Here is a 25450-nt window from a genome sequence, read left to right as displayed (position 1 = left end):
CACGGTTGTCATCAGGTCCACGGACGGGTGACGACGCGACCAACGGACGTCGGCCGAGCCTGGTCGAACGGCCGGAGATCGCATCGGATCCCCGACAACGGAGGGTGTGCGTGCGCCAGCGCCTGTCGTCTGAGCCCGATAGATATCGCGGCCGCCGTCGCGTACCCACCCCCCCGCGCAGCCGCTACGCGGCGGTCGTCACCACCGCGTTCGTCGGCGCCGGCATCGTCGCGCTGGGCGCGAACGCGCTCCCCGACGCCAAGAGCGTGAGCCCGTCGGTCCTCGACGAGCTCAAGCAGGCCTCGATCACCAGCCAGGACGCGGCGGCCCGCACCGACGCCGCCGACCGCGCCTCCCGCGACACCAACCGCGACGCCGAGGTCAACGCCGGCGACCAGGACCCGTGGCTGCTGCCCCTGCAGGGCTACGACTTCAAGTCCCCGTACGGGATGCGCTGGGGCAAGCTGCACACCGGCATCGACCTGGTCGCCGCCGAGGGCACCCCCTACGTCGCCATCCACTCCGGCACCGTCACCAAGGCCGGCTGGTTCGGCGGGTACGGCTACGCCGTGATCGTCCAGCACTCCGACGGCAGCGAGGCCATCTACGGCCACTCCTCCTCCGTGAACGTCAAGGAGGGGCAGCAGGTCAAGGCGGGCGACCAGCTCGGCCTGGTCGGCAACACCGGCCACTCGTACGGCTCCCACCTGCACCTGGAGATCCACGTCAAGGGCGAGCCGCGGGACCCGGTGCCGTGGCTCCAGGAGCGCGGAGTGGACATCAAGCTGCAAGTCGAGGCATATTACAGCGAGGTAGCGGGTTCCTGACGCTCCGTATCGCCCGATGACCGCCCGGATCACGCATCCGGGCGGTTTTTCGTGCCCGGAAGTCTGCTGGGTCACAGTGCGGACTGTGAGCGAGGCCACCGCCAACGAAGATCATGTTTCGGGGCAGAGGCGGTCATTCCGCCGCAATGGCGGACAGTTGCCCCGGCGGCCGTCGGCGACCCTGCGGTACCGGTACCCACCGCGGGCCCGGTCGACACCCAGGATGGGCAGGTCCCGCCCCCTGAGTGTGAAGGTCAGCCGTGCAGGAAGACACCCCTACCCAGAACGAGAAGACCGTGGCCGCCCCGGCCCGGCACCGGCTGCGGAAGCGGAGCGGCGGGCGCGCTCTCGTCGTCGGCGCGGTCGCGCTGGTCGGCCTCGGCCTCGCCGGCGCCTCCACCGTCGCGTTCGACCGCGACGACGCCCCCGCCTCCACCGCCGTCTCGCTGGACGCCGCGTCCCGCGCCGAGGACGCCGCCCGCGCCGACCGTTCCGACCGCGAGTCCGCGACCCCGGCCACCCCGTCGGCCAGCCCGACCACCGCGGGCCCGACCGCCACCCCGTCGGCCACGCCGACGAAGAAAGCCACCCCGAAGCCGAAGCCGACCGTCCGGAAGACGACGAAGCCGAAGCCGTCCTGGGTCGTCCCGATGGCCGGCGCGGAGATCACCTCCTGCTACGGGCAGCGCTGGGGCACCCTGCACGCCGGCATCGACTTCGCGATGCCCGCCGGCACCCCCATCCACGCCGCCGCGGCGGGCACCGTGGTCAAGGCGGGCGACGCCGGCGACGGGTACGGCAACTCGGTCTTCATCGACCACGGCAACGGCTACCTGACCCACTACGCCCACCAGAGCAGCCTCAAGGTGGGCGTCGGGGACAAGGTCAGCGCCGGCGAGGTGATCGGCTACGAGGGCTCGACCGGCGACTCGACCGGCCCGCACCTGCACTTCGAGGTGCACCAGGGTCAGCTGTGGAACCAGATCGACCCGGCGCCGTTCCTGCGCGCCCGGGGCATCGACGTGGCCTGCTGAGCCCGTCGAGGACACGTGAGGGCCCGGCCCGGCGGTTCGCCGGGCCGGGCCCTGTCGTTCACAGCTTGTCGATCGGGGCGTGCCGCAGCACCAGCCACATCGTCTGGTCCCCGAAGTCGATCTGCGCCCGGGCGCCCGGGCCGTGCCCCTCCACGGCAAGCACCCGACCGAGGCCGTAGCGCTGGTGGTTGACCCGGTCCCCCGCCGCCACCTTGGGCCCCTGCGGCAGCTCGCTGGCGGTGGCCAGCCGACTGCCGTCCACCCCGAGCCGCTTCGCCAGCTCCGCCGCCTTCGGCGTACCCCCGGCGAAGCCGCCGCGCGCGCCGGGCGCGCGGTCCGCGCGGCCACCGACGCCGCCGCCCCCGCCGGCCCACGAGGTGTACGACCCCTCGGTGCGCTCCCAGCGGACCAGCTCCGGCGGCAGTTCCTCGAGGAACCGCGACGGCGGGTTGTAGGCCGGCTGTCCCCAGGCCGAGCGGGTGACCGCCCGGGAGAGGTAGAGCCGCTGCCGGGCCCGGGTGATGCCCACGTACGCCAGCCGGCGCTCCTCCTCCAGCTCCCGGCTGTCGCCCAGCGAGCGCAGGTGTGGGAAGACGCCGTCCTCCAGGCCGGTCAGGAAGACCACCGGGAACTCCAGGCCCTTGGCCGTGTGCAGCGTCATCAGGGTGACCACGCCCTGGTGGTCCGGGTCATCGGCGGGGATCTGGTCGGCGTCGGCGACCAGCGCCACCTGCTCCAGGAACCCGGCCACCGTGGCCCGCTCGCCCTCGGCGCCCAGCGCCTCGATCCGCTCGGTGTACTCCCGGGCGACGCTGACCAGTTCCTGAAGGTTGTCCACCCGGCCGGCGTCCTGCGGGTCGAGGCTCTCCTCCAGCTCGGTGAGGTAGCCCGAGCGGGTCAGCAGCGCCTCCAGCACCTCCTCCGGGGTGCCGGTCTCGGCAAGCTCCCGCGCGCCGTCGAGCAGCGCGACGAAGTCGGCGATGCCGTTGGCCGCGCGGGTGGAGATGCCCGGCGCCTCCCGGGCCCGGCGCAGCGCGGCCCCGAACGAGATCCGGTCGCGGCTGGAGAGCGCCTCCACGCACGCCTCGGCGCGGTCGCCGATGCCCCGGCGCGGGGTGTTGAGCACCCGGCGCAGGCTGACCGTGTCGTCGTCGTTGACCACCGCGCGCAGGTAGGCCAGCGCGTCGCGGACCTCCTTGCGCTCGTAGAAGCGCACCCCGCCGACCACCTTGTACGGCAGGCCGGCCCGGATGAACACCTCTTCGAAGACCCGGGACTGGGCGTTGGTGCGGTAGAAGACGGCGACGTCGCCGGGGCGGATGTCGCCGGCGTCGACCAGCCGGTCGACCTCCCGGCCCACCCAGTCCGCCTCGGCGTGCTCGGTGTCGGCGACATAGCCGACGATCTGCTCGCCGGCCCCGGCGTCGCTCCACAGCCGCTTGGGCTTGCGGGAGGTGTTCCGGTCGATCACCGCGTTGGCGGCGTTGAGGATGGTCTGGGTGGAGCGGTAGTTCTGCTCCAGCAGGATCGTCCGGGTGTCGGTGAAGTCCCGCTCGAACTCCAGGATGTTGCGGATGGTCGCGCCCCGGAACGCGTAGATCGACTGGTCGGCGTCGCCCACCACGCAGAGCTCGGCCGGCTCGATCCCCTCGGTGCCGGAGACCAGCTCCTTGATCAGCGTGTACTGCGCGTGGTTGGTGTCCTGGTACTCGTCGACCAGGACGTGCCGGAACCGGCGGCGGTAGCTCTCGGCGACGTGCGGGTGCGACTGGAGCAGGTGCACCGTCGTCATGATCAGGTCGTCGAAGTCCAGCGCGTGGGCCTCGCGCAGCCGGCGCTGGTAGAGCGTGTACGCCTCGGCCAGCGCCCGCTCGTTGGGGCCCTTGGCCCGGGCGGCGAACGCCTCCGGGTCGACCAGCTCGTTCTTCAGGTTGGAGACCTGGGCGGCCAGCCCGCGCGCCGGGTAGCGCTTGGGGTCGAGGTCCAGCTCCCGGGTGACCAGCTGCATCAGCCGGCGCGAGTCGTCGGCGTCGTAGATCGAGAAGGTGGACTTGAGCCCGGCGTGCTCGTGCTCGGCGCGCAGGATCCGCACGCAGGCGGAGTGGAACGTCGACACCCACATCAGCCGGGCCCGCGGGCCGACCAGGTGGGCCACCCGCTCCTTCATCTCGCCGGCGGCCTTGTTGGTGAAGGTGATCGCGATGATCTCGCCGGGGTGCACGTCCCGCGCGGCGAGCAGGTACGCGATCCGGTGGGTGAGCACCCGGGTCTTGCCGGAGCCGGCGCCGGCCACGATCAGCAGCGGCGAGCCGGCGTGGGTCACCGCGTCCCGCTGGGGGCCGTTGAGCCCCTCGACCAGGGCCTGCGGGTCGAGGTGCGCGGCGGAGGACCCGGGCCGGCGCGCCGGCGGGCGGGCCGGCTCGGGCGCGGGCGGGGACGCGGGGATGTCGAAGAGAGGATGCATCGCACGGCGAGTCTATGCCGCCGGCCGGACACTTCCCGCCCGCGCACGCCCCGGGGCGAGCGTGGTCACCGCGCCGACGGGCGGTCGGCGCGGTGAGACGAACCTGTCACGGTGTCGCCTCTGGCGCCTTCGTCCCCGAGGCGCAACGATGACGGTGAAATCCCCGACTGCTCCCCCGCATCCGACTTGGGAGAACAACCATGACTGCACCGCGCTCGCGCGGTCGGGCCCTGCTGCGTCACCTCGCCGCACCGGCCCTCGCGCTGGCCGTCGTCGCCAGCCTGCCCACCACCGGACGGCCCGGACCGCAACCGGCCGCCACCGACCCGACGGCCGGCCTGGCTCCGGTCGCCGTCTCCTACGCCACGCCCACCGGCGGCGAGGTCAGGGGCAACTTCCTGAGCTACAACGACTTCCACGGCGCCATCGACCCGCCCGGCGGCAGCGGGGCCGCGGTCAACGGCACCCCCGCCGGCGGCGTCGAATACCTGGCGACCTGGCTGAAGAAGCTGCGCGCCGACGCCGCGGCCGAGGGCCGGCGCACCACCACCGTCGGCGCCGGCGACCTGATCGGCGCCAGCCCGCTGGTCAGCGCGGCCTTCCACGACGAGCCGACCATCGAGCTGATGGACGAGGTCGGGCTGGAGATCAGCTCGGTCGGCAACCACGAGTTCGACGAGGGCGTCGCCGAGCTGATCCGGATCAACAAGGGCGGTTGCCACCCGGTCGACGGCTGCCGGGACTCCGACGGCTTCGCCGGCGCGAAGTTCACCTACCTCGCCGCCAACACGCTCGACCGGAAGACCGGCCTGCCGATCCTGCCCCCGGTGGACGTGAAGTTCGTCGACGGCGTGCCGGTCGGCTTCGTCGGCGTGACCCTGGAGGGCACCCCGGGCATCGTGAACCCGGCCGGCATCGCCTCGGTCCGGTTCGCCGACGAGGTCCGGACCGCCAACAAGTGGGGCGGGCTGCTCAAGCTCTTCGGCATCCGGGCGATGGTGCTGCTGGTGCACGAGGGCGGCGCCCAGTCCGCACCGCCGGCCACCCCGGGCGTCTCGGACTGCGCCAACTTCTCCGGCCCGATCGTCGACATCGTCCGCGGCCTGCGGCCGGAGTTCGGCCTGGTGGTCTCCGGGCACACCCACCGCTTCTACTCCTGCGCGCTGCCGAACTCCTCCGGCGCGCAGAGCGTGGTCACCAGCGCCGGCAGCAACGGGCAGCTGATCACCGACATCGACTACTCGCTGGACCGGCGCACCGGCCGGTTCACCGGCATCGCCGCCCGCAACGTGGTGGTGGAGAACGGCGTCCGCAACCCGGACGGCAGCTGGCAGCAGAGCGCCCCCGGCGTCTACGTCCGCAACCCCGAGCTGGTCGACGCGGGTGCCAAGGCGCTGGCCGACAAGTACCGGGCGGCGGTCGCCCCGATCGCCAACCGGGTGGTCGGCAGGATCAGCGCGGACATCGTCCGGGACGCCAGGCCCAACGGCGAGAGCCCGCTCGGTGACGTGATCGCCGACGCGCAGCTCGCGTACACGAAGGGCGACGGGGCGCAGCTGGCGCTGATGAACCCGGGCGGCGTCCGGGCCTCCCTGTCGTACGCGGCGTCGGCCGGCGGCGAGGCGCCGGGCGAGGTGACCTACGGCGAGGCGTTCACCGTCCAACCGTTCAACAACCTGGTGGTCACCCAGACGCTGACCGGCGCGCAGCTCAGGAGCGTGCTGGAGCAGCAGTTCGTCGGCTACCAGGGGCAGACCACCCAGCGGATCCTCCAGGTCTCCGCCGGGCTCACCTACTCCTACGACAGCACCGCCCCGGCCGGCTCGCGGGTCAGCGCGCTCGCGCTGAACGGCGTGCCGGTCGACCCTGCGACCAGCTACCGGGTCACCACCAACGACTTCCTCGCCAACGGCGGCGACGGGTTCACCGCGCTGACGGCGGGCACCGGCCGCACCACCGCCGCCGGCTTCGACGTGGACGCGCTGGTGGCCCACCTGGCCGCGGGCGCGTCGGTGGCCCCGGGCCCGGCCGACCGGATCACCCGGCTGGGCTGAGCGGACGTCGCCCGGCCCCGGCGTCGGGGCCGGGCGACCTTCCCAACTGTTGGCGGAATCCTTGCGCCGCCGTACCCGCGGTCGGCATACTCGATTCCGTGTTCGGTCAGCGCTTCTACTTTTACTACGGCACCGGGAGTCCGGCAGCCGTGGGTCGCGCCTGATCAACCAGACCTACGAAAAGCCCCGGGCTCCTGGAGTCCGGGGCTTTTCGCGTTCCGGGTTCCCGACACCGGGCACGACGTCAGAGAGGTACGACCGATGATGACAGACGTGGCGGAACAGAGCGGCAACACGGCACGCTCCCGGGCGGGCGACGGCCGGAACGCGGCCCCCGGGTTCGGCACCGACGAGCCCGCGGCGGCGGCCCGGATCGCGGCCATCCGGGAGCGCATCGACGAGATCGACCGGACGCTGATCGGGCTGTGGCAGGAGCGGGCGGAGCTCTCCCAGCAGGTCGGCGCCACCCGGATGGCCTCCGGCGGCACCCGGCTGGTGCTGTCCCGGGAGCGGGAGATCCTGGAGCGGTTCCGGCGGGCGCTCGGCGCCGACGGCACCCAGTTGGCCCTGCTGCTGCTCCGCGCCGGCCGCGGACCGCTGTGACGGGTGCCGCCGGCCCGGGGAGCCGGGCGGGACGCCCGGCCCGCCGTCGTGCGGCGTACCCCCTGGCGGCCCTGACCGACAGCACGGCCCGGGCCGTTCGCGGGCGCCCGGCCCGGCGGCGGTCGAGCCCGGATACGACGAACCGCCTGCCGGCGTCACGCGGACGCCGGCAGGCGGTTCGGATCGTCTCACACCTCGTGCGTGGCGACGATCTCCCGCTTCTCGGCGAAGTGGCAGGCGCTCGGGTGGCCCGAGCCCTGTCGGATCTGCAGCAGCGGCTGCTGCTCGGCGCAGACGTCCTGCGCCTTCCAGCACCGGGTGCGGAACCGGCAGCCCGAGGGCGGGCTGATCGGCGAGGGGACGTCACCGGTGAGCCGGATGATCGCCTTGTTGTCCCGCAGCGTCGGGTCCGGCACCGGCACCGCCGACAGCAGCGCCTGGGTGTACGGGTGGGTCGGCCCCTCGTAGATCTGGTCCTCGGTGCCGATCTCCACGATCTTGCCGAGGTACATCACCGCGACCCGGTCGGAGAGGTGACGCACCACCGACAGGTCGTGCGCGATGAACACGTACGACAGGCCGAGTTCGTTCTGGAGCTTCTCCAGCAGGTTCATCACCTGCGCCTGGATCGAGACGTCCAGGGCCGAGACGGGCTCGTCACAGATGATGATCTCGGGCCGCAGGGCGAGTGCCCGGGCGATGCCGATGCGCTGACGCTGACCGCCGGAGAACTGGTGCGGGTACCGGTTGATGTGCTCCGGGTTGAGGCCGACCAGGTCGAGCAGTTCCTTGACCTTGTCCCGGCGGCTGCCCTTCGGCGCCACCTCCGGGTGGATCTCGAACGGCTCGCCGATCAGGTCGCCGACCGTCATCCGCGGGTTCAGCGAGGTGTACGGGTCCTGCATGACCAGCTGGATCTGCCGGCGCAGCCGACGCAGCGCGCCGCCGGACAGCTTGGAGATGTCCTGGCCCTTGTAGAGCACGTGGCCGGCGGTCGGCTTCTCCAGGTTCATCAGCACCCGGCTCAGCGTCGACTTGCCGCAGCCGGACTCGCCGACCACGCCCAGGGTCTCACCGGCCCGCAGGTCGAAGGAGACGCCGTCGACGGCCTTGACGTGACCGACGGTCTTCTTGAACACCACACCGCGGGTGACGGGGTAGTGCTTGACCAGGTCGCGTACCTCGAGGATGTTCTCAGACACGGTTCACCAGCTCCTCGGCGAAGTGGCAGGCGCTGGCCCGACCGGCGCCGATCTGCAGCAACGGGGGGAGCTTCTCGCGGCACACCGGCTGCGCCATCGGGCAGCGCGGGTTGAACGGGCAGCCCGGCGGGATGTTCATCAGGTTCGGCGGGAGCCCCTTGATCGTGCGGAGCTGCTGGCCCTTCTCGTCCAGTCGGGGGATCGAGTCAAGCAGGCCGAGGGTGTACGGGTGTCCCGGCTTCGCGTACAGGTCGTACACGTCGGCTTCCTCGACGATCCGGCCGGCGTACATGACCGCGATCCGGTCCGCGACGTCGGCGACCACGCCGAGGTCGTGGGTGATCAGGATCATGCCCATCCGCCGCTCCCGCTGGAGCTCGCCGAGCAGGTCCATGATCTGGGCCTGCACGGTCACGTCCAGCGCGGTGGTCGGCTCGTCGGCGATCAGCACCTCCGGGTCGAGCGCCAGCGACATCGCGATCATCGCGCGCTGCCGCATACCGCCGGAGAACTGGTGCGGGTAGTTGCTGAACCGGCCCTTGGCGTTCGGGATCTTGACCTGGTCGAGCATCTCGATCGCGCGCTTCTTGGCGTCCGCGCGGCTCATGCCGCGACGGATGCGGAACTGCTCGGCGATCTGGAACCCGACGGTGAAGACGGGGTTCAGCGCGGAGAGCGAGTCCTGGAAGATCATCGCGATGCCCTCGCCGCGGATGCGGCGGCGCTCCTCGGCGGACATCCGGAGCATGTCCTTGCCGTGGAAGCGGACCTGACCACCGGACACGTACCCCGGCGGCATGTCCAGGATGCCCATGATGGTCTGCGCGGTGACGCTCTTACCGGAGCCGGACTCGCCGAGCACGGCGAGGGTCTCCCCCGCGTCGACGTGGTACGTGACTCCGTTGATGACCTTGGCGACGCCGTCCCGGGTGCGGAACTCCACCCGCAGGTCGTCGACCTCGAGCAGCCGGCCCGAGGGGCGGCCGGATCCGTCGGCGCCGGGCGCGGTCTGCTCGGACACGAGAATGTCGGACAACTCAGTCTCCCCTAGCGGAGTTTCGGATCGAGGGCCTCGCGGACGGCCTCACCGAGCATGACGAAGCTCAGCACGGCGGTCACGAGGAACGCGGAGGGGAAGAAGAGCAGGAACGGCGACGGCCGCAGGTAGTTCTGCGCTTCGTTGATCATGATTCCCCAGGAGACCACCGGGCTCTTCAGGCCGATGCCCAGGAAGGAGAGCGTGGCCTCGGCGCCGATGAACGAGCCGATCATGATCGTCCCGTACACCAGCAGCGGCGCCAGGCAGTTCGGCAGCAGGTGCTTGAGGATGATCCGGCCGCTGCCGGCGCCCATGGCGCGGGCCGCGACGATGTAGTCGGCCTCCTTGGTGGCCAGCACCGAGGAGCGCATCAGCCGCATGACCACCGGCCAGCTCAGCAGCACGAGCGAGGCGATGACCAGACCCTTGATCTCCCACTCGCTGTTGCTCGAACCCGCGCCGTTGAAGGTGGTCAGGATGACGATGGCGCCGAGCACGAACGGCAGGCCGAAGAAGACGTCGGCGATCCGGGAGAGCAGGCCGTCGACCCAGCCGCCCTTGTAGCCGGCGATGATGCCCATCGTCCCGCCGATCAGCATGGTGCCGATCACCGAGAGCAGCGACACCACGATCGAGGCGTTGGCGCCGTAGATGACCCGGGCGTAGACGTCGCGACCCTGCACGTCGTAGCCGAACCAGGCGTCGCCCGAGGGCTCCGTCCGGCTACGGGAGAGCGCGCCGTCCGTCGGGTCAACCGAGGTGAACAGCGACGGGAAGATCGACATCACCACGAACAGCAGGATGAACGTGGCGGAGATCCAGAACAGCGGCTTGCGCCGCAGGTCCCGCCAGGCGTCACCGAGCAGGCCGCGGGGCTTCTCCTTGCGGGCGCCCTCGGGCTGACCGGCGGTGACCGGCGCACCGATCTCGGCCGGCTGCTCCGGACGGGGGGTGCTGACGATGGAAGCGGCACTCGGGTCACTCATGCCCGCACCTCCCTCTGCTCGGCGCGGGCCTGGTTGCCCGCGCACGTGGCGATGACGGTTCGTTCGCGGCGCTCACTCATAGCGGATCCTCGGGTCCAGGGCGGCGTAGAGCAGGTCCACCAGGAGGTTCATCAGGAGGTAGACGAGCACCAGGACGACCACGATGGAGACAACCGTAGCGCTTTCCTTGGTGACGATCGCCCGGAGAACCTGGCGGCCGATGCCGTTGATGCCGAAGATGCCCTCGGTGATGATCGCGCCACCCATCAGGGCGCCGAGGTCGGTGCCGAGCAGCGTCACCACCGGGATCAGGGAGTTGCGCAGCAGGTGGATGCCGACCACCCGGCGCATGGGCAGGCCCTTGGCGATGGCCGTCCGCACGTAGTCGGCCCGGCGGTTCTCCGCGATGCTGGTGCGCGAGACCCGGGCGATGTACGCCATCGACGCGCTACCCAGTACGAAGCCGGGAAGGATCAGTTCGGAGATCCGCATCTCGTTCGACACCGTCGGCGTGACGATGCCCCACTTGACGCCGAAGAGCCACTGGAGCACGAAGCCGACGACGAAGACCGGCAGCGCGATCAGGAAGAGCGTCGAGATCAGGACCAGGTTGTCCAGGAAGCCGTTACGCCGCAGACCGGTGAGCACACCGGCGGTGAGACCGATGAGCGCCTCGATGAGCAGGGCGACCGCGGCCAGCTTCAGGGTGTTGGGGTACGACGTCGCGATGATGTCGTTGACCGAGCGCCCGGACCAGGTCGAGCCGAAGTCCCCCTGGAAGAGGTTCTTCATGTAGACGGCGTACTGCACGAAAAACGGCTCGTCGAGGTGGTACTTCTCGGTCATCATGGCGATGTAGTTCTCCGGGCAGCCCCGATCACCGCACTTGCCGGCGAACGGATCACCGGGAACCGCCCAGACGAGCGCGTAGATCATTAACGTCGTCCCGATGAAGACCGGGACGAGTTGGAGCAGCCGTCTCAACAGATAACGGCCCATGGGGTGGTCCTCCAGACAGGGGGCGCGTCGGACGGCCGACACGATGGTGACAACGTTGCGAGGGAATGTTGTACACCCCCTCGCGGAACGGCCCCGGGTCGGGCTCACCGGTAGGCGAGCCCGACCCGGGGTCAGACCGTTCGGATCAGAGCTCGACCGAGGTGATGTCGAGTTCGCCGACGTTGGTCAGCTCCATCTTCTTGATCTTCTCCGAGTGACCGGACTGCTGGCCACCGAAGTAGACCGGAACAGTCGGGACGTCGGCGTCGATCTTCGCCACGGCCTGCTCGAACAGCCCGTGCGAGGCCTCGAGGCTCGGGGCACCGCTGGCCTGCTTGGCCAGGGCGTCGACCTCGGCGTTGCTGTACAGACCGTCGTTCGAGGAACCACCGGTCACGTAGAGCGGGTTGACCCAGTTCTCGACGTCCGGGTAGTCCTGCTGCCAGCCGGCGCGGTACATGCCGTCCATCTTGTGGGCGTTGATGTTCTGGCGGAACACCGCGAAGGTCGGCACGCCGACGGCGACGGCGTCGATCTGCAGGGTGGTCTTGATCTGCTGCGCGACGGCCTCCATCCACTCCTTGTGGCTGGCGTCCGCGTTGTAGTAGAGCTTCAGCTGGCCCTTGAAGCCGCCAGCCTTGGCCAGCAGCTGCTTGGCCTGCTCCGGGTCGAACTTGCAGGAGGTGCAGTTGCCCGGCTTGGCGCCCGGGGTCAGCGGGTTGGCCCAGCTGTCGGCCGGCTTGCGGTTGCCGAAGAAGATCTTGTCGCTGATCTCCTGGCGGTTGATCGACAGCGAGATCGCCTTACGCAGGTCCGCGTTCTTGAAGCGGGCGTCGTAGATCGGGAAGGCGATGATGCCGGTCACCGGGGTGGTGGAAGAGATGGCCCGGTCGCCCAGGTCGTTCTTCCAGTTGTCACCCGCGAGGGAGGAGACCGGAACCTGCTGCTGGAAGTCCAGGTTGCCGGAGACCAGGTCGTTGTAGGCCGCCGTGTCGTCCTGGTAGATCTTGACGGTGACGTCCTTGATCTTCATCTTGTCGCGCAGGGAGTAGTCGTCGAACCGCGTCAGCTTGATCGCGACGTTGTTCTCCCAGGACACGAACTTGACCGGGCCGTTACCGACCGGCTTCTTGCCGAAGTCCTCCGCCTTGCCGGCGAAGAAGGCGTCCGGCAGCGGCATGAAGGTGCTGTAGCCGAGCTTGGTCGGGAACACGGCGGTCGGCGCGGCGAGCGTGACCTCGAAGTTCCAGTCGTCGACGACCTTCAGGCCGGACATGGTCTTCGACTTGGGCTCGGGGGCCTTCTTCGGGCCGTCCTCGTCCGGGTCGGTGGTGTTGACGTCCGCGAAGCCCGCGATGTCGGCGAAGAAGCTGGAGTTCTGCGCGCCGTTCGGCGAGTAGGCGCCCCAGTTCCAGGCGTCCACGAAGTTCTTGGCCTTGACGACGGTGCCGTCGTGGAACTTCGTGTTCTGCTTGATCTTGATCTTGTAGACCTTGGAGTCGGTCGTCTCGATCGACTCGGCCAGCGCGTTCTGCGGCGCGCCACCGTTGTTCGGGTACTCGACCAGACCGGTGAACAGCCAGTCGATGATCTTGCCACCACCGGTCTCGGTGGTGTTGGACGGAACCAGGGGGTTCTCCGGCTCCGTACCGTCGACGACGATGCTGCCGTCAGAACTCTTGGCGGCGGTCTCGCCGCCGTCGTCGTTGGTGGAGCAGCCGGACGCGATGAGCGCGAATGCCGCGCCCACGGCGATGGCGCCGCTCGCCCGCTTCGAGACTCTCATTCCGAGGGGCCTCCTCTTTCGTAACCTGGTTCCGTCGTGGGTTTCACGCACGCATGGGGGTGACGCCGCCGGTGACCCCGTGTCGCAGGTCACCGGTACTTACCGCAGAGAAATCGGGACACCCCAGGGGGACCGATCCGCCGGGCCACCGCACCACTCACGCTCGACACCGCGCAGGCTCGACGGCCACGAACCGCGTTGGTGGGCGGTGCCGTGGTCGGCGGGACGTACGGGGTGCCTCACGCCAGGGGTGAGGTGCTGCCACTGTGACACCCACCGGCCCATTACGTGAAGGTGCCGTTATCAAGCCGTTAGTTGCTCGCCGCGTTGCCGATACTTGAGAAAAGATCATGAGATGCCCTGGTCATACCACTCTGAGCAGGTAAGACATCAAGGCACCGCATCTCCGCACCACCCGTAGGCTCGGGGCTTGTGAGCTTCCCCGCCTCCGCTCCGGCGCTCTCCGACGTCCACCGAGCGCTGGCCGTTTTTGCCCATCCGGATGATGTCGACTTCGGCTGTGCGGGCACCATAGCAGGCTGGGTGGAGGACGGCGTAGCGGTCGGGTACCTGATCGTCACCCGCGGCGACGCCGGCGGCTTCGACGACACCGCCCGCGAGCGGCTGCCCCGGCTGCGCGAGGCCGAGCAGCGCGCCGCGGCGGCCGCCGTCGGGGTGACCCGGGTCGACTTCCTGGACGGGTACGCCGACGGCACCGTCACGCCCACGCTCGACCTGCGGCGGGACGTCACCGCGGCCATCCGGCGGTTCCGCCCCGACCGGGTGCTGACCAACTCGCCGCTGCGCCGGTGGGAGCACCTCGCCGGGCCGAGCCACCCCGACCACCTCGCCGTGGGCGAGGCGACCACCTGCGCCGTCTACCCGGACGCCCGCAACCCCTTCGCCCACCCGGAGCTGCTCGCGCAGGGCCTCCAGCCGTGGGTGGTCCGGGAGATCTGGTACGCCGGCGGCCCCGGCCCGGACCACGCCGTCGACATCACCGACCAGATCGATCGCAAGCTCGCGGCGATGCGGGCGCACTCCTCGCAGACCGACCGGCTGGACCTGGAGACCTGGGTGCGTGACCGGCTGACCGCGGTCGCCGACAACGCGGGGCTGCCGTCGGGCCGGCTGGCCGAGGCGTTCACCGTGCTGCGTACCGAGTGACCCGCCGCCGGCCGGGCCGACCCGCACCCGGGCGGCCCGGAACGGACTCCGGCCCCGACACCACCGGGTGCCGAGGCCGGAGGGGGTGGTTCGTCAGGCGGTGAAGCGCACCTTGCGGCGGCGGACCACCAGCAGGGCGACCGCACCCACGGCCAGCAGCAGCACGCCGGCGGCGGCCGCGGCCGCGATCGGCGAACCGGTCAGCGGCAGGTCGCCGCCGTTGCCGGCCGGCGAGGTGGACGGCGCCGGGCTCTCCCCCGGGGTCGAGGGCGAGGGCGACTCGACCGGGGTCGACGGCGAGGGCGACGCCGACGGGGTGCTCGGGGACGCCGACGGGCTGGCGGGGGCGGCGGCGAAGCTCGCCGCGGCGTCGGCGGTGACGGTGGCGCCGGCGCTGCCGCCGAGGATCAGCTTCTGCTTCTCGTCCTTGCCGCCGGAGAAGAGGAACACCCGCCCGAAGGAGACCGAGTCCTGGGCGGAAACGGTCACGGTGACCGAACCGGGATCGGTCGCGGTCAGCCAGAAGGTCCCGCCGTTGGTGGTCGTGGTGACCGGCTTGCCCTCGGCGTCGACAGCGGTGCCGCCGGAGACCTTCAGCGCGATCTCGCCCGCCGGACCCTTGACGGTGAACGGGCCCGCCCTGCCACCGACGGTGGCGGTGGCCTTCGCCGGGTCGATGCTCAGCTCGGCCTTCGGCTCCGGCTGGTCCGTCGCGTTCGTCACCAGGTAGTCGTGAATCTTCTTGATCACGCCGTACTCGGCGGCGTCGGTCAGGCCCTGCTCCCAGTCGCCCAGCTCGACGCCGTCGCTGAAGTGCCAGACGGCGGTCTGGGTGCCGAAGTAGAGCAGGGTGTCGCGCCGCTTGTCGCCCAGCCCGGCCGGCAGCTCCGTCCCGGCCGCCTTGAGCAGCGCCGGCACCTCGGCGTTCGGGTAGCCGTGGGCGAGCACCCACTGCACCTTGCCGAGGTTCGCGACCTCCGACTCGCCCCAGGTGCCCTCGGTGTACTCACCGTCGCGGGCCACCGGGGTGTGGAAGTCGATGCAGAAGACCGGCACCGTGCCGTCCTTGAGCTCCAGCGCGAGCGCCGAGGTCGACAGCTTCCGGTCGTTGAGCTTCAGTACGACGCCGGTGTCCTTCACCGCGCGCGCCACGCCGGTCGCCGGCGCCTCGGCGGCGGCCGGAGCGGCCGAGCCGAGCACCATCGCGCTGCCGGCGACAAGCGCCGTGGCGATTCCGGCCCAGCGTCGTCCCAGTTGTCCGAACATCAAACTCTTACACCTCTCCCCAGGGGTGGGCCCGCATCCGGCGGGCCTGCACAGGTCGCCGTTCTCGCGGGGTTTCGCACCACCCGCGCGCGAGAAAAACGCGACGGGGCATTATGCGACATGAATGGATCTCTTGTCAGCCCCTGGGGTCGTTCGGTCCGATTGTGCCGGATCGGCCCTGCCGTCACACCAGCCGGCGGTCCGCCGCCCAGCGGGACAGCTCGTACCGGTTGGACATCTGGAGCTTGCGCAGCACGTTGGACACGTGCGTCTCGACCGTCTTGATCGAGATGAACAGCTCCTTGGCGATCTCCTTGTACGCGTACCCCCGGGCCAGCAGGCGCAGCACCTCCCGCTCCCGGTTGGTGAGCTGGTCCAGCTCCGGGTCGGCGACCGGCGCGTCCGGGCGGGCCGCGAAGGCGTCCAGCACGAACCCGGCCAGCCGGGGGCTGAACACGGCGTCGCCGTCGGCCACCCGACGGATCGCGGCGGTCAGCTCGTCCGGCGAGATGGTCTTGGTGACGTAGCCCCGCGCACCCGCCCGGATCAACCCGATCACGTCCTCGGCGGCGTCGGACACGCTCAGCGCCAGGAACTTGACCTGCGGATGGGTACGCCGCATCGCGTCCAGCACCGCCCGGCCGCCCCCGTCGGGCATGTGCACGTCCAGCAGCACCACGTCGGGCTGGGTCGCGGCGATCCGGGTGAGCGCCTCGGCCACCGTGCTCGCCTCCCCCACCACCTCGACGTGCGCGCCCAGCTCGGCCCGTACGCCCGCCCGGAACATGGCGTGGTCGTCGACGAGGAAGACCCGCAGCCGCTCCACCCGGGCGCCCGCGCCCTCGACCGGTTCCATCGACTGCTCCGCCATGATCATTTGTCCCTCTCCGCCGTGGAGCCGTTGCCGGTGATCGGCAGGATCAACCGGACCTCGGTTCCCTCTCCCGGCCCGGACCGGATCTCCGCCCGGCCGCCGTGCCGCTTCATCCGCCCGACGATCGATCCTCGTACGCCGTGCCGGTGATCCTCCACCGTATCCGGGTCGAAGCCCTTGCCCCGGTCCCGCACGAAGACGCTCACCTGCTCCGGCTCGACCTCGGCGTAGAGCGACACGGTCTGCACCCCGGCGTGCCGGGCCGCGTTGACCAGCGCCTCCCGGGCCGCGGCCACCAGCGCGCCGACCCGCTCGTCGGTCTCCCGGTCGCCCACCACCACCGCCTCGACCGTGATCGCGAAGGTGTCCTCCACCTCGGCGGCGGCCTGCTCCAGCGCGGCGGCGAAGCGTTCGGTGGGCGAGCCGGTGGGCTTGTAGAGCCAGTTGCGCAGCGAGCGCTCCTGGCCCCGGGCCAGCCGCTGCACCGTCTTGACGTCGGTGGCGTTGCGCTGAATCAGGGCGAGGGTGTGCAGCACCTGGTCGTGGACCATGGCGGCCAGCTCGGCGCGTTCCTGCTCGCGGATGCGCCCCTCCCGCTCCGAGCGGAGCTGGTTGTACGTCCGCCACAGCACCGGCGCCGCAACCACACCGACGCCGGCCAGCCCGACCAGCGCGAAGATCACGCCGTTGACCACCGCGTCGAAGTTCTGCACCGGGGAGTAGACCGCCGCCACGCCGATGATGCCGACCGCGACCAGCACCCCGCCGCCGGCGAAGCGGAGCACGAACGCCCGCCGGTCGCTCTCCTCGACCACCGCGCCGAGCCACGGCACCGGCATCGAGTCGCCCCACTGCCGGCGGCGCTCCGGCGCGGACTGGTGCCAGATCACGCCGGCGCCCACCGCGATGATCGCAACCAGCCAGCCGGCGGTGCCGGTCGCGCCCACCGAGTCGAAGACCAGCACCTGCATCAGCAGCACGCCCAGCCCGATCAGCACGAACGGCAGCAGCTGCGCGAGGTCCCGGCGGGGCGGCGCGGCGGTGTCGCCGGGACGCAGCGGGACCACCGCCCAGAAGGCGGCGTAGAGCAGCAGCCCCAGGCCGCTGAGGCCGAGCAGGACCATGAAGGCGACCCGTACCCGCAGCACCGGGATGCCGAGGTGGTCGGCGATGCCGGCGGCGACGCCGGCGGCCATCCGGTGCTCGGGTGCCCGGTAGAGGCGGGGCGGTGGGGTCGTCACGGTGCTGATCGGAGGCTCCCCTGTCCAGGGCCGGTGCGGCGCAGGTGCCGGGGTCGTCCGGCTCCGGTCCGATCGTCACACGGGGCGACGCCCGGCGACCACGGGGACGCCCCGGACATTCCCGCCCCCGGGATCTCAGGGTGGGGTCAGGGTCGGGTCCGGAGGACGCTCGGGCGTCCGGCGCAGCAGGATCGGAGCATGACCGAGGAAGCTGCCCCGCCGCCCCGCCCGTGGGCGACCGAGCCGGAGAGTCCGCCGCCCACCACCACCGGCGCGCCGGGCCCGTGGGCGTCCGCCCACGGCGGCCAGACGCCACCCCCCGGGGGGTACGCTCCGCCGCCGTCGGGCGGCGCCGGCTTCACCTCGCGGTACGGGCTGGTCCGGCCGCGCGAGGGCCGTTACCTGGCCGGGGTCTGCGCGGCGATCGGCCGGGCCACCAACACCGACCCGGTGCTCTGGCGGGTGATCCTCGCCGTGCTCGGCTTCTTCGGCGGCGTCGGCATCCTGCTCTACGTCGCGGCCCTGCTGGTCATCCCCGGCGAGGGCGACAGCGCCTCCCCGGTGGAGTCGATGCTCGGCCGGGGCCGGTCCAGCATGTCGCCGGTCACCGTCATCGTGCTGAGCATCCTGGTCGCGGTGAGCTTCGGCTTCATCGTCACGGACGCGTTCCGGGCCGTCCTGCTCGGCGCGGCGATCCTCATCGGCGGCGCGCTGCTGCTCAACCGGGACGGTCGCACCCCGCCCGCAGCCGTCCCCACCGGACCGCCGGCCCCGGCCAGCGCACCACCCGGCCCGGTGCCACCGGTCAGCTACCCCGCGCCCGGCCTCTTCACCCCCGCGCCGCCGGCCCCGACCGGCCCGCTCGCCCCGACCGCACCGCTGCCGGTCTCCGTGCCGGCGGAGCGCACGGCCGAGCAGACCGCCTGGTCGCCCGCGCCACCGGCCGCGCCGCCCGGTGCCCGGCCGGACGCCCGGACCGCCGCCTGGCCGGCCGCGCCGGGGACGGCCGAACCCGCACCGGCCAGCTGGCCGCCGGTCGCCGAGCCGACCGCCCTGGTGCCGCCGGTGGGCGCGGCGGTGCCCGCCGGTGGCTACCGCCCGCCGTTCGCGCCGCGCGGGCCGTACGCCGGGCCGTCTTCGCCGCCCCCGCCCCCGCCGCCCCGGGTGAAGCCGCCGAAGCGGCCGCGCGAGCGGTCGGCGCTCGGCGCGGTGACCTTCTCGCTCATCTTCCTCGCCCTGGGCGTGGTGGCCATCCTGGATCTGCTGGGCGTCTTCCCGGTCGGCGCCGCGGCCTACTTCGCGGCGGCGCTGGCCACCATCGGCCTCGGGCTGCTGGTGGGCACCTGGTTCGGTCGGGCCCGCTGGCTGATCGCGCTGGGGCTGGTGACCGCGGCGGCGCTCGGGGTGGCCACGGTGGCCGAGTCCTACGACCGGATCCGTGGCGTGGACGGCAACGTCACCTGGGCCCCAACCGACGTCCGCGACCTGGCCACCCGCTACGAGAACAGCTTCGGCGACGCCACGCTGGACCTGCGGGGGATCAACTTCGACAAGCGGACCACCGAGATCACCGTCGTGGTCAACTTCGGTGAGGCGACGATCGTGGTGCCGCCGAACGTCGACGTGACCACCGTGACCGACGTGAACGCCGGGGACGCCACGGTCTTCGGCCGGCGTTCGGGCGGGCTGGACGGCCGCTCCCGGGAGAGCACCGACCTCGGTCCGGACGGGGCCGGCGGGGGCACGCTGCGCCTCGACGTCCACATCAACGCCGGCAACCTGGAGGTGACCCGGTGAGGGTGCACCGCACGGACCTCGTCTCGCTCACCTTCGGGCTGCTCTTCCTCGGGCTATCCGTCTGGTGGCTGCTCGCCCAGATCCTCGGCCTCGCCCTGCCCCCGGTGGGTTGGTTCCTGGCCGGCGCGCTGGTGGTGATCGGGCTGCTCGGCCTGGTCGGCGCGCTGCGGTCGGGCCGGCATGACCGGGAGGTCCCGCCGGCCGCCGGGCCGGAGCCGACCGAACCCGACCCGTCCGCCGCCGGCTGGCCGGCCCCACCCGCCGGGCCGCGGGACACCGCCGACGGGTTCCCCGGGCCGGCCGACACCACGGTCGCGGACCGGGAACCGGCGCCGGTTTCCGTCGAGCCGGCCGACCTCCGGTACCCGCGGGACGAGGAGGCGGTCCCCACCCGCTGGGAGACCACCGAGACCCCGGGCGCCGAGCGGGAGACGGCCGAGATCCACTACACCGACGCGGGAACGGACGAGGACGCGCTCACCCGCCCGCAGGTGACCGGGCAGGAGACGGCGGCGCTCGGAACGGCCGGAGAGCAGACCGCCGAGGTCCGGTTCGCCGGTCCGGACGACGCCACCGCCCCGGTGTGGGGACCCGACGGGACCGGTGACCGTTTCACCGAGCCGCAGACCCGGGCGATCGGGTCGGCCGGCGACGCGGACGAGTGGACCACGGCGGCGATCAGCGACCGGCCCGCCGAGGCGGTCGAGGACCGGACGGCCGACGCGCCGGACGACCGGCCCCGCTGGTCGCCCGTCGAGCCGGTCAGCGGCCCGCCGGCCGGGGAACGCCGCACGCCGGACTAGGGCCCCTGTCAAAGTCCTCGGTCGAGCCGGGGACTTTGACACAGGCCCAACCGCGGCCGTGCGGTCGCCGTCGACGGACTCGTATGCTGGCCGGTGGAGATCCCGCCTCCGCCGGCCGGCCGCGCCAGCGGGCCTCGTCCGCGGCCGAGCGGTCGGGTCAGCGGTCCCGTCCGGGGCCGAGCGGACCAGGTCGCCCGTGGCGGTCCCGCCGCGACAGCCCGTCTCTACCTCGTCAGGAGCCCGTCCGACATGACCCAGTCCCCCGCCGAGCGCACCCCCGGCCGGTCCGGTCCGGTCCGCATCGGCGAGCGCGCCGCCCGCACCCTCGTCACCGAGCTGGCCCGGCGCAACGACCCGAAGGCCGCCCTCCTGGTCGGCGCGTCCCCGGAGTCCGCGGTGCTCGCCGCGGCGATCGACGCGCTGCTGCCCGGCGACACGCTCACCGTCGTGCCGGCCGAGCCGGCCGGCGCCGGCGCGCTGCGCGAGCACGTGACGGCCCAGGGCCGCTGGGTCGCCGACCGGGTACGCGTCGTCGACTCGCTAGCCGAGGCGGACGCCGCCGAGGTGGTCATCGCCGCCGAGCCGCTGACCGGCACCGCGGAGCAGGCCCGGACGACCGTCGACGGCCTGGCCAAGTACCTCAGCGATGGCTCGGTGCTCAGCGTGGCCGCGCCGGTGTTCCGTACCGAGGGGGCCGCCGCCGAACTGGACCGCCAGGGCGTGCTGCACGGGGTCGGCAGCGACCTGGTGCTGCGCAACTCCCCGCCGGTACGGGTGCACCACCTGCGGTTCACCCCGGCCAGCCCCGCGCTCGCCGCCCGGCTGGCCCCCGCCCACCGGCCCTCCAGCGTGCCGCTGACCCGCGGCATGCACATCGACTCCAACGGCGTCGCCGCGGCCGGCATCGCCCTCGGGCTGGCCGCGGTGGCCCGCGTGGTACGCCCGAAGTCCAAGCTCTGGCTGCTGCCGGCGCTGGCGGCCGGCCCGGTGGCGGCCTTCTTCCGGGACCCGGAGCGGGACGTCCCGGAGGACCCGTCGGCCGTGGTCGCGGCCGCCGACGGTCAGGTCCTCTCGGTGCAGCGGCTGCACGACGAGCGGTTCGGCGACGGCGAGTGGCTGCGGATCGCGGTCTTCCTGTCGGTGCTGGACGTGCACGTCAACCGCGCGCCGGTACCCGGCAAGGTGGTCGACTACTTCGTCGCCGACGGCGGCTTCGTCAACGCGATGAAGCCGGACGCCGAGCACAACGTGGCCGCGTACACGGTGCTGGACACCGACCACGGCACGGTGGTGGTGGCGCAGCGCACCGGGCTGATCGCCCGGCGGATCGTGCAGCGGGCGCCGATCGGCGCGCTGCTGGCCCGGGGCGAGCGCTTCGGCCTGATCCGGTTCGGCTCGCGCACCGACGTCTACCTGCCGGCCGAGGCGGCGGAGCCGCTGGTCGGGCCGGGCGACAAGGTGGTCGGCGGGTCCACGGTCATCGCCCGCTGGCGCTGACGGACGCGAGAAGGGGCGCCGCGGTCGCGGCGCCCCTTCTGCGTACGTGCGGGTGGATCAGGCGGTGCGGCGCTGGTGCAGCCAGAGCAGCGGGCCGCTGACCAGGTAGCCCACCACCACCAGGGCGAAGGTGAGCCGGATGTCGACCAGCGCGCCGATCACCGGGGCCAGCCACAGCCACGGCGGCAGCTTGAGCAGCCGGGCGAGCTTGGCGTACGGGAAGCTGGAGACCATCGCGAAGGCCAGCAGCGCCACCCCGGCGATCTGCACCACGGCCGGCAACGGCAGGCCGATCGCGACCGTGAGGGCGAGCACCGCCGCCGCCATGGTCGTCGGCACGCCGCAGAAGAACCGGCCGTCCTTCGGCGAGACGTTGAACCGGGCCAGCCGGATCGCAGCGCAGGCCGCGACGAGGGCCGCAGCCACCGCGGCGGCCGCGGTGGGGGCCGCCCCGGCCAGCGAGGCGTAGACCACCACGGGGGCGGCCAGGCCGAACGAGCACATGTCGGCCAGCGAGTCCATCTGGGCGCCGAACGGGCTGGCCACGCCGAGCTTGCGGGCGAGCGCGCCGTCGAGGCCGTCGAAGACGACGCAGGCGATCAGCAGGATCGCGGCCACCCGGGCCTCGCCGGCCATCGCCACGAAGATCGCGTTGATGCCGAGCATCAGGCTGGCCAGGGTGCAGGCGTTGACCAGCGCGAACTTCATCCGGCGCGACGCGGTGCGCTCGCCGGGGAGCAGCGGGATCGACATCGCCGACGAGTCGTCGTCCACCGACGGAGCGGGGGCGAGGGCCGGGCTGACCGGCATGACCGCCTCGATCTCCGCGCGGCGGGCGCGGTCGAAGCCGTACCGGCGGGGCCGGTCGACGAGGTGCTCGGGGACCATCAGCTCGGCGCCGATACGCGGGTCGCCGTCACGGCGGCCCACCCGGACCAGCAGCACCTGCCGGGCGAACGTGCTGCTGCGGCGCAACCGGCCCGCCCAGCGACGCCCGGCGGGGCGCGGACTGTCAGTCGTACGACGCCGGCGCCATAGGGCTCTCGGCACGTTTCCTCCATCACCGGATCGACTGGCCGCCCACGGGGGGCGGGTGTCCGGCTGTCTCGTGCCGGACCGCTCTTGGCCCGGCAGCCCGTTCAAGCGGTGTACACCATTGCACAGGGAAGTGGCGGTTGGCGATAGCTGCCGGCGGTACTTATATCTCCGTTAAACCGCGCGAACCGCTGCCTTGTTCCCATCTCGGGCTTCATCGCCCGTTTTCTCCGCCAACCTCACTTACGACTGTACCGGAGCACCCCCGCAACGGCCCGGCGAGCGGGGGCTATCGACCTCGACGTCCGGTTGCCAGTGCCGCGACCTCGGTCAGCGACAGCCTTTCCACCTGCGCCGACGTGAACCAGCCCGCCTCCGCGGTCGACCCGCCGGCCAGCTCGGTCACCTCCGGCTCGGTGGGCGCGGCGACCAGCACCCGGTAGACCACCCGGACGGCGTGCCAGTCCAGCGGGCGCCCCTCCGGCCCGAGCGCTGCGGGGTTGTGCAGATTGTCGACGGTCAACAGGTCGACAACCGTCCCGAGCTGCCCGGACTCCTCCACCAGCTCGCGCAGCAGCCCGGCGGCCGGCTGCTCGCCGTGATCCGTGCCACCACCGGGCAGGTGCCACCGGCCGGCACCCGGGTAGCCCGGTGCGATCCGGGTCAGCAGGATCCGGTCCGCGGGGTCGGTGACCAGCCCGTACGCGGCGAACCGCTGGCGCCGGTCGGCGGGCGGGGCGGCCTGCCCGGCCGGCAGCGCGCCGGGCAGGCCGGCCGGCAGGGGCGTGACGGGTAGGCCGAGCAGTTCGGCGGTGAACGGCATCAGCGGCAGGGCGGCCGCCTCGTCCGGCGTGCACCAGGCCAGCTCGTCGCTGCCGCCGGCCGGCTCCGGGCGCAGCTCGCCGCCGTGCTGCTCGACGTCGAAGACCAGCCGGTCGGTGTGCACGGCCACACCCTCGGCGCGGAACGTGGTGACGTCGGCCAGGGCGGCCCGCACCCCGGTCACCTCGACGGTCAGCCCGGTCTCCTCGGCGAACTCGCGGACCACCGCCCGCGCGGGGTGCTCCGCGTGCTCGACGCCGCCCCCCGGCACCTGCCACACGCCCGGAAACGGACAGCGGGCGGATCCCCGGGCCAGCAGCACCCGCCCCGAGGCGTCCCGCAGCACTCCGTACGCCCCGACCCTGCGCCGCTGTTCCACGCCCACCACGCTCCCCCGCCGCCCGGCCATCCGGCCGTCGATCATGAGGTTAGCGGCAGCGGGGGGCGGTATCAGGCGGTCGACGCCCAGGATCGGCGGCAGGCGGAGGTGGTCAGGTGAGGCGGGCGGCCTGGACGGCTTCGGCGGTGACCTCGGTGAGCCGGTCGGTGGGGAGGGCGCCCAGCTCCTCCCGGGCGAACCAGCGGGCCTCGCAGGTGGAGCCGCCGACGTCGGCGACGGTGGGCGGGGCGGGCTGGTCGACCACCACCCGGTAGAAGGCGCGTACCCCGTGCCAGTCGATCGGGTAGCCCTCGGGGCCGAGCGAGGCGGCGTCCCGGTGGCTGGCCACGCCGAGCAGCTCGACCAGGCGGCCGGTCTGGCCGGTCTCCTCCACCAGCTCCCGGATCAGCGCGGCGCCGGGCTGCTCGCCGTAGTCGGTGCCGCCGCCGGGCAGGTGCCAGCAGCCGGCCCCCGGATACCCGTCGGAGACCCGGGTCAGCAGCACCCGGTCGTCGGGGTCGGTCACCACCGCGTACGCGGCGAAGCGCTGCGCCCGGTGCAGGCCGTCCGGGCCGGGAACGGCGTAGAAGGAGGGGAACTCCGGCGGCTCGTCCGGGACGACGTCGGCGGAGGAGGCGGGCAGGCCCAGGGCGCGCGCGGTGAACAAGCGCAGCGGCAGGGCGCGGGCCTCGTCGAGGGTGTACCAGCGGGCCAGGTCGGTGGGACGCTCCACCCGGTCGGTGAGGGTGCCACCGCGCACCGAGACCCGGTAGAGCAGGCGGTCGGTGTGGATGGTGATGCCCCGCTCCGGCAGGGCCCGCATGTCGGCGAGGACGTCCTCCAGCCCGGAGACGGCGACCGAGAGCCCGGTCTCGGCGGCGGTCTCCCGGACGACGGTGTGCTTCGGGTCCTCACCGTGGTCGACCGCCCCGCCGGGCAGGGACCACACGCCGGGGGTGCCGGAGCGCTCCGATGCGCGGACCAGCAACACTCGGCCGACTGAATCAGCACAGACTGCGTATGCCGCGATCCTGCGGAGCGGCTCCAGCAAGGTGGTCACGGAGCCAAATTCTCCCCGCCCACGGGTACTTGGATCGAAAAGAGTCAGATTCCTGACTCATGACTGGCAGGTCAGGGATCGGTCAGGGTAGGGATCCGGGCGGTCACCGAGGTCGCCCGGCCGCCCCGCGCGGAACGTGGAGACATGACCTCGACGAGCACCCCCCAGGCCCCGTACAAGCAGCTCCGCCGACCCACCACCGACCGGATGGTGGCCGGCGTCGCCAGCGGCCTCGGCCGCTACTTCGCCGTCGACCCCACCCTGGTCCGAGTGGTCTTCGCCGTGGCGACCCTGCTCACCGGCGGGTTCGCCGCGCTGGCGTACCCGATCATGTGGTTCCTGATGCCGGAGGAGCCGGCGGGCGCGCCCGCCTGGCCGCACCCGGCGGGCGCCGCGCCGCACGGCACGCTTCCCACCCCGGGGTACGTCCCGCCGCCGGCCCCGACCACCCGACCCGAGCCGCCGACCGTCGCGCAGCCGACCTACCCGCCGCAGCAGCCGCCGACGGCGTGAGC

Annotated in this window: 20 protein-coding genes and 1 pseudogene; 9 read left to right on the top strand and 12 right to left on the bottom strand. The window is 72.4% G+C overall.

Annotation, left to right across the window (positions count from 1 at the left end):
- Nucleotides 1-110: 110 nt before the first annotated feature.
- Complete coding sequence (locus GA0074696_RS07120) at nucleotides 111-827, top strand: M23 family metallopeptidase (RefSeq protein WP_088960352.1); 717 nt, start codon at nucleotides 111-113, stop codon at nucleotides 825-827.
- 260 nt (nucleotides 828-1087) lie between these two features.
- Entirely contained in the window at nucleotides 1088-1861 is a 774-nt protein-coding gene (locus tag GA0074696_RS07115) for a M23 family metallopeptidase (RefSeq protein ID WP_088960351.1), read from the top strand.
- A gap of 58 nt (nucleotides 1862-1919) precedes the next feature.
- Here the strand turns inward: GA0074696_RS07115 and pcrA are convergent, their stop codons facing one another.
- Nucleotides 1920-4325: a DNA helicase PcrA gene (pcrA, locus tag GA0074696_RS07110; RefSeq protein ID WP_088960350.1), complete on the bottom strand. Its 2406-nt coding sequence runs from the start codon at nucleotides 4323-4325 to the stop codon at nucleotides 1920-1922.
- A 200-nt stretch (nucleotides 4326-4525) separates the two neighbouring features.
- On the opposite strand from pcrA, the gene GA0074696_RS07105 reads away from it, so the two are divergent.
- Complete coding sequence (locus tag GA0074696_RS07105; RefSeq protein WP_088960349.1) at nucleotides 4526-6379, top strand: bifunctional metallophosphatase/5'-nucleotidase; 1854 nt, start codon at nucleotides 4526-4528, stop codon at nucleotides 6377-6379.
- Between the two features lie 261 nt (nucleotides 6380-6640).
- The gene (locus GA0074696_RS07100) at nucleotides 6641-6982 is read left to right on the top strand and encodes a chorismate mutase (protein WP_088960348.1); all 342 of its coding nucleotides are present in this window, start codon (nucleotides 6641-6643) and stop codon (nucleotides 6980-6982) included.
- Nucleotides 6983-7170: 188 nt separating this feature from the next.
- Here GA0074696_RS07100 and GA0074696_RS07095 read toward each other — a convergent pair whose 3' ends face one another.
- The 5 genes from GA0074696_RS07095 to GA0074696_RS07075 all read right to left on the bottom strand — a co-directional run bounded on the left by GA0074696_RS07095 (nucleotide 7171) and on the right by GA0074696_RS07075 (nucleotide 12994).
- Nucleotides 7171-8184 (bottom strand): ABC transporter ATP-binding protein, encoded by a 1014-nt coding sequence (locus GA0074696_RS07095; RefSeq protein WP_088960347.1) that lies wholly within the window; start codon nucleotides 8182-8184, stop codon nucleotides 7171-7173.
- Nucleotides 8177-9205, bottom strand: a complete 1029-nt coding sequence (locus GA0074696_RS07090) for an ABC transporter ATP-binding protein (protein ID WP_088960346.1) — start codon at nucleotides 9203-9205, stop codon at nucleotides 8177-8179. Before GA0074696_RS07090 ends, GA0074696_RS07095 begins: the two co-directional genes overlap by 8 nt.
- 26 nt (nucleotides 9206-9231) lie before the next feature.
- A complete protein-coding gene (locus GA0074696_RS07085) occupies nucleotides 9232-10209 on the bottom strand; it encodes an ABC transporter permease (RefSeq protein WP_088960345.1) in 978 nt (325 codons plus the stop codon).
- A 72-nt stretch (nucleotides 10210-10281) separates the two neighbouring features.
- Nucleotides 10282-11208 (bottom strand): ABC transporter permease, encoded by a 927-nt coding sequence (locus tag GA0074696_RS07080; RefSeq protein ID WP_088960344.1) that lies wholly within the window; start codon nucleotides 11206-11208, stop codon nucleotides 10282-10284.
- A 145-nt stretch (nucleotides 11209-11353) separates the two neighbouring features.
- Nucleotides 11354-12994, bottom strand: coding sequence for a peptide ABC transporter substrate-binding protein (locus GA0074696_RS07075; RefSeq protein ID WP_088960343.1), 1641 nt, complete (start codon nucleotides 12992-12994; stop codon nucleotides 11354-11356).
- Between the two features lie 432 nt (nucleotides 12995-13426).
- Here GA0074696_RS07075 and GA0074696_RS07070 point away from each other — a divergent pair, with 432 nt between their 5' ends.
- The gene (locus tag GA0074696_RS07070) at nucleotides 13427-14161 is read left to right on the top strand and encodes a PIG-L deacetylase family protein (RefSeq protein ID WP_197700818.1); all 735 of its coding nucleotides are present in this window, start codon (nucleotides 13427-13429) and stop codon (nucleotides 14159-14161) included.
- Between the two features lie 93 nt (nucleotides 14162-14254).
- Here GA0074696_RS07070 and GA0074696_RS07065 read toward each other — a convergent pair whose 3' ends face one another.
- The 3 genes from GA0074696_RS07065 to GA0074696_RS07055 all read right to left on the bottom strand — a co-directional run bounded on the left by GA0074696_RS07065 (nucleotide 14255) and on the right by GA0074696_RS07055 (nucleotide 17542).
- Nucleotides 14255-15427 carry a thioester domain-containing protein gene (locus GA0074696_RS07065; RefSeq protein WP_231925288.1) on the bottom strand — a complete coding sequence of 391 codons (1173 nt, stop codon included), beginning with the start codon at nucleotides 15425-15427 and terminating at the stop codon, nucleotides 14255-14257.
- A gap of 184 nt (nucleotides 15428-15611) precedes the next feature.
- The gene (locus tag GA0074696_RS07060; protein WP_088964404.1) at nucleotides 15612-16298 is read right to left on the bottom strand and encodes a response regulator; all 687 of its coding nucleotides are present in this window, start codon (nucleotides 16296-16298) and stop codon (nucleotides 15612-15614) included.
- Between the two features lie 2 nt (nucleotides 16299-16300).
- Complete coding sequence (locus tag GA0074696_RS07055) at nucleotides 16301-17542, bottom strand: PspC domain-containing protein (RefSeq protein ID WP_407940559.1); 1242 nt, start codon at nucleotides 17540-17542, stop codon at nucleotides 16301-16303.
- A 198-nt stretch (nucleotides 17543-17740) separates the two neighbouring features.
- Here GA0074696_RS07055 and GA0074696_RS07050 point away from each other — a divergent pair, with 198 nt between their 5' ends.
- The 3 genes and pseudogenes from GA0074696_RS07050 (at nucleotide 17741) to GA0074696_RS07040 (ending at nucleotide 21639) form a co-directional block, all read left to right on the top strand.
- Nucleotides 17741-19339 (top strand): PspC domain-containing protein, encoded by a 1599-nt coding sequence (locus GA0074696_RS07050; protein ID WP_088960340.1) that lies wholly within the window; start codon nucleotides 17741-17743, stop codon nucleotides 19337-19339.
- Nucleotides 19336-19518, top strand: a pseudogene (locus GA0074696_RS32530) (hypothetical protein); the annotation flags it as partial. The gene GA0074696_RS07050 and the pseudogene GA0074696_RS32530, both read left to right, overlap by 4 nt.
- An 873-nt stretch (nucleotides 19519-20391) precedes the next feature.
- On the top strand, nucleotides 20392-21639 hold the full coding sequence (locus tag GA0074696_RS07040; RefSeq protein ID WP_088960339.1) for a phosphatidylserine decarboxylase: 1248 nt from the start codon (nucleotides 20392-20394) through the stop codon (nucleotides 21637-21639).
- A 57-nt stretch (nucleotides 21640-21696) separates the two neighbouring features.
- On the opposite strand, the gene GA0074696_RS07035 is transcribed toward GA0074696_RS07040, so the two are convergent.
- From GA0074696_RS07035 to GA0074696_RS07025, 3 genes are all read right to left on the bottom strand, one after another.
- The gene (locus tag GA0074696_RS07035; protein ID WP_407940600.1) at nucleotides 21697-22527 is read right to left on the bottom strand and encodes a CDP-alcohol phosphatidyltransferase family protein; all 831 of its coding nucleotides are present in this window, start codon (nucleotides 22525-22527) and stop codon (nucleotides 21697-21699) included.
- Between the two features lie 436 nt (nucleotides 22528-22963).
- Entirely contained in the window at nucleotides 22964-23875 is a 912-nt protein-coding gene (locus tag GA0074696_RS07030; RefSeq protein ID WP_088964403.1) for an NUDIX hydrolase, read from the bottom strand.
- 112 nt (nucleotides 23876-23987) lie between these two features.
- Complete coding sequence (locus tag GA0074696_RS07025) at nucleotides 23988-24935, bottom strand: NUDIX hydrolase (protein ID WP_088960337.1); 948 nt, start codon at nucleotides 24933-24935, stop codon at nucleotides 23988-23990.
- 144 nt (nucleotides 24936-25079) lie between these two features.
- Between GA0074696_RS07025 and GA0074696_RS07020 the strand changes: the two genes are divergently transcribed.
- Complete coding sequence (locus tag GA0074696_RS07020; protein ID WP_088960336.1) at nucleotides 25080-25448, top strand: PspC domain-containing protein; 369 nt, start codon at nucleotides 25080-25082, stop codon at nucleotides 25446-25448.
- Nucleotides 25449-25450: the final 2 nt, after the last annotated feature.

Origin of the sequence: Micromonospora purpureochromogenes, assembly GCF_900091515.1 — a bacterium.
GTDB lineage: Bacteria > Actinomycetota > Actinomycetes > Mycobacteriales > Micromonosporaceae > Micromonospora > Micromonospora purpureochromogenes.
The sequence above is the reverse complement of the archived record's forward strand: the minus strand, read 5'-3'. Positions and strand labels throughout refer to the sequence as shown.

Bases quoted from the DNA above. Each gene is read 5' to 3' on its own strand.
- GA0074696_RS07060 (WP_088964404.1), bottom strand. From the start codon at position 16,298: ATGGCGGAGCAGTCGATGGAACCGGTCGAGGGCGCGGGCGCCCGGGTG.
- GA0074696_RS07050 (WP_088960340.1), top strand. From the start codon at position 17,741: ATGACCGAGGAAGCTGCCCCGCCGCCCCGCCCGTGGGCGACCGAGCCG.
- GA0074696_RS07035 (WP_407940600.1), bottom strand. From the start codon at position 22,527: ATGGTCCCCGAGCACCTCGTCGACCGGCCCCGCCGGTACGGCTTCGAC.
- GA0074696_RS07040 (WP_088960339.1), top strand. From the start codon at position 20,392: ATGACCCAGTCCCCCGCCGAGCGCACCCCCGGCCGGTCCGGTCCGGTC.
- GA0074696_RS07075 (WP_088960343.1), bottom strand. From the start codon at position 12,994: ATGAGAGTCTCGAAGCGGGCGAGCGGCGCCATCGCCGTGGGCGCGGCA.
- GA0074696_RS07085 (WP_088960345.1), bottom strand. From the start codon at position 10,209: ATGAGTGACCCGAGTGCCGCTTCCATCGTCAGCACCCCCCGTCCGGAG.
- GA0074696_RS07100 (WP_088960348.1), top strand. From the start codon at position 6,641: ATGATGACAGACGTGGCGGAACAGAGCGGCAACACGGCACGCTCCCGG.
- pcrA (WP_088960350.1), bottom strand. From the start codon at position 4,325: ATGCATCCTCTCTTCGACATCCCCGCGTCCCCGCCCGCGCCCGAGCCG.
- GA0074696_RS07065 (WP_231925288.1), bottom strand. From the start codon at position 15,427: ATGTTCGGACAACTGGGACGACGCTGGGCCGGAATCGCCACGGCGCTT.
- GA0074696_RS07020 (WP_088960336.1), top strand. From the start codon at position 25,080: ATGACCTCGACGAGCACCCCCCAGGCCCCGTACAAGCAGCTCCGCCGA.
- GA0074696_RS07105 (WP_088960349.1), top strand. From the start codon at position 4,526: ATGACTGCACCGCGCTCGCGCGGTCGGGCCCTGCTGCGTCACCTCGCC.
- GA0074696_RS07080 (WP_088960344.1), bottom strand. From the start codon at position 11,208: ATGGGCCGTTATCTGTTGAGACGGCTGCTCCAACTCGTCCCGGTCTTC.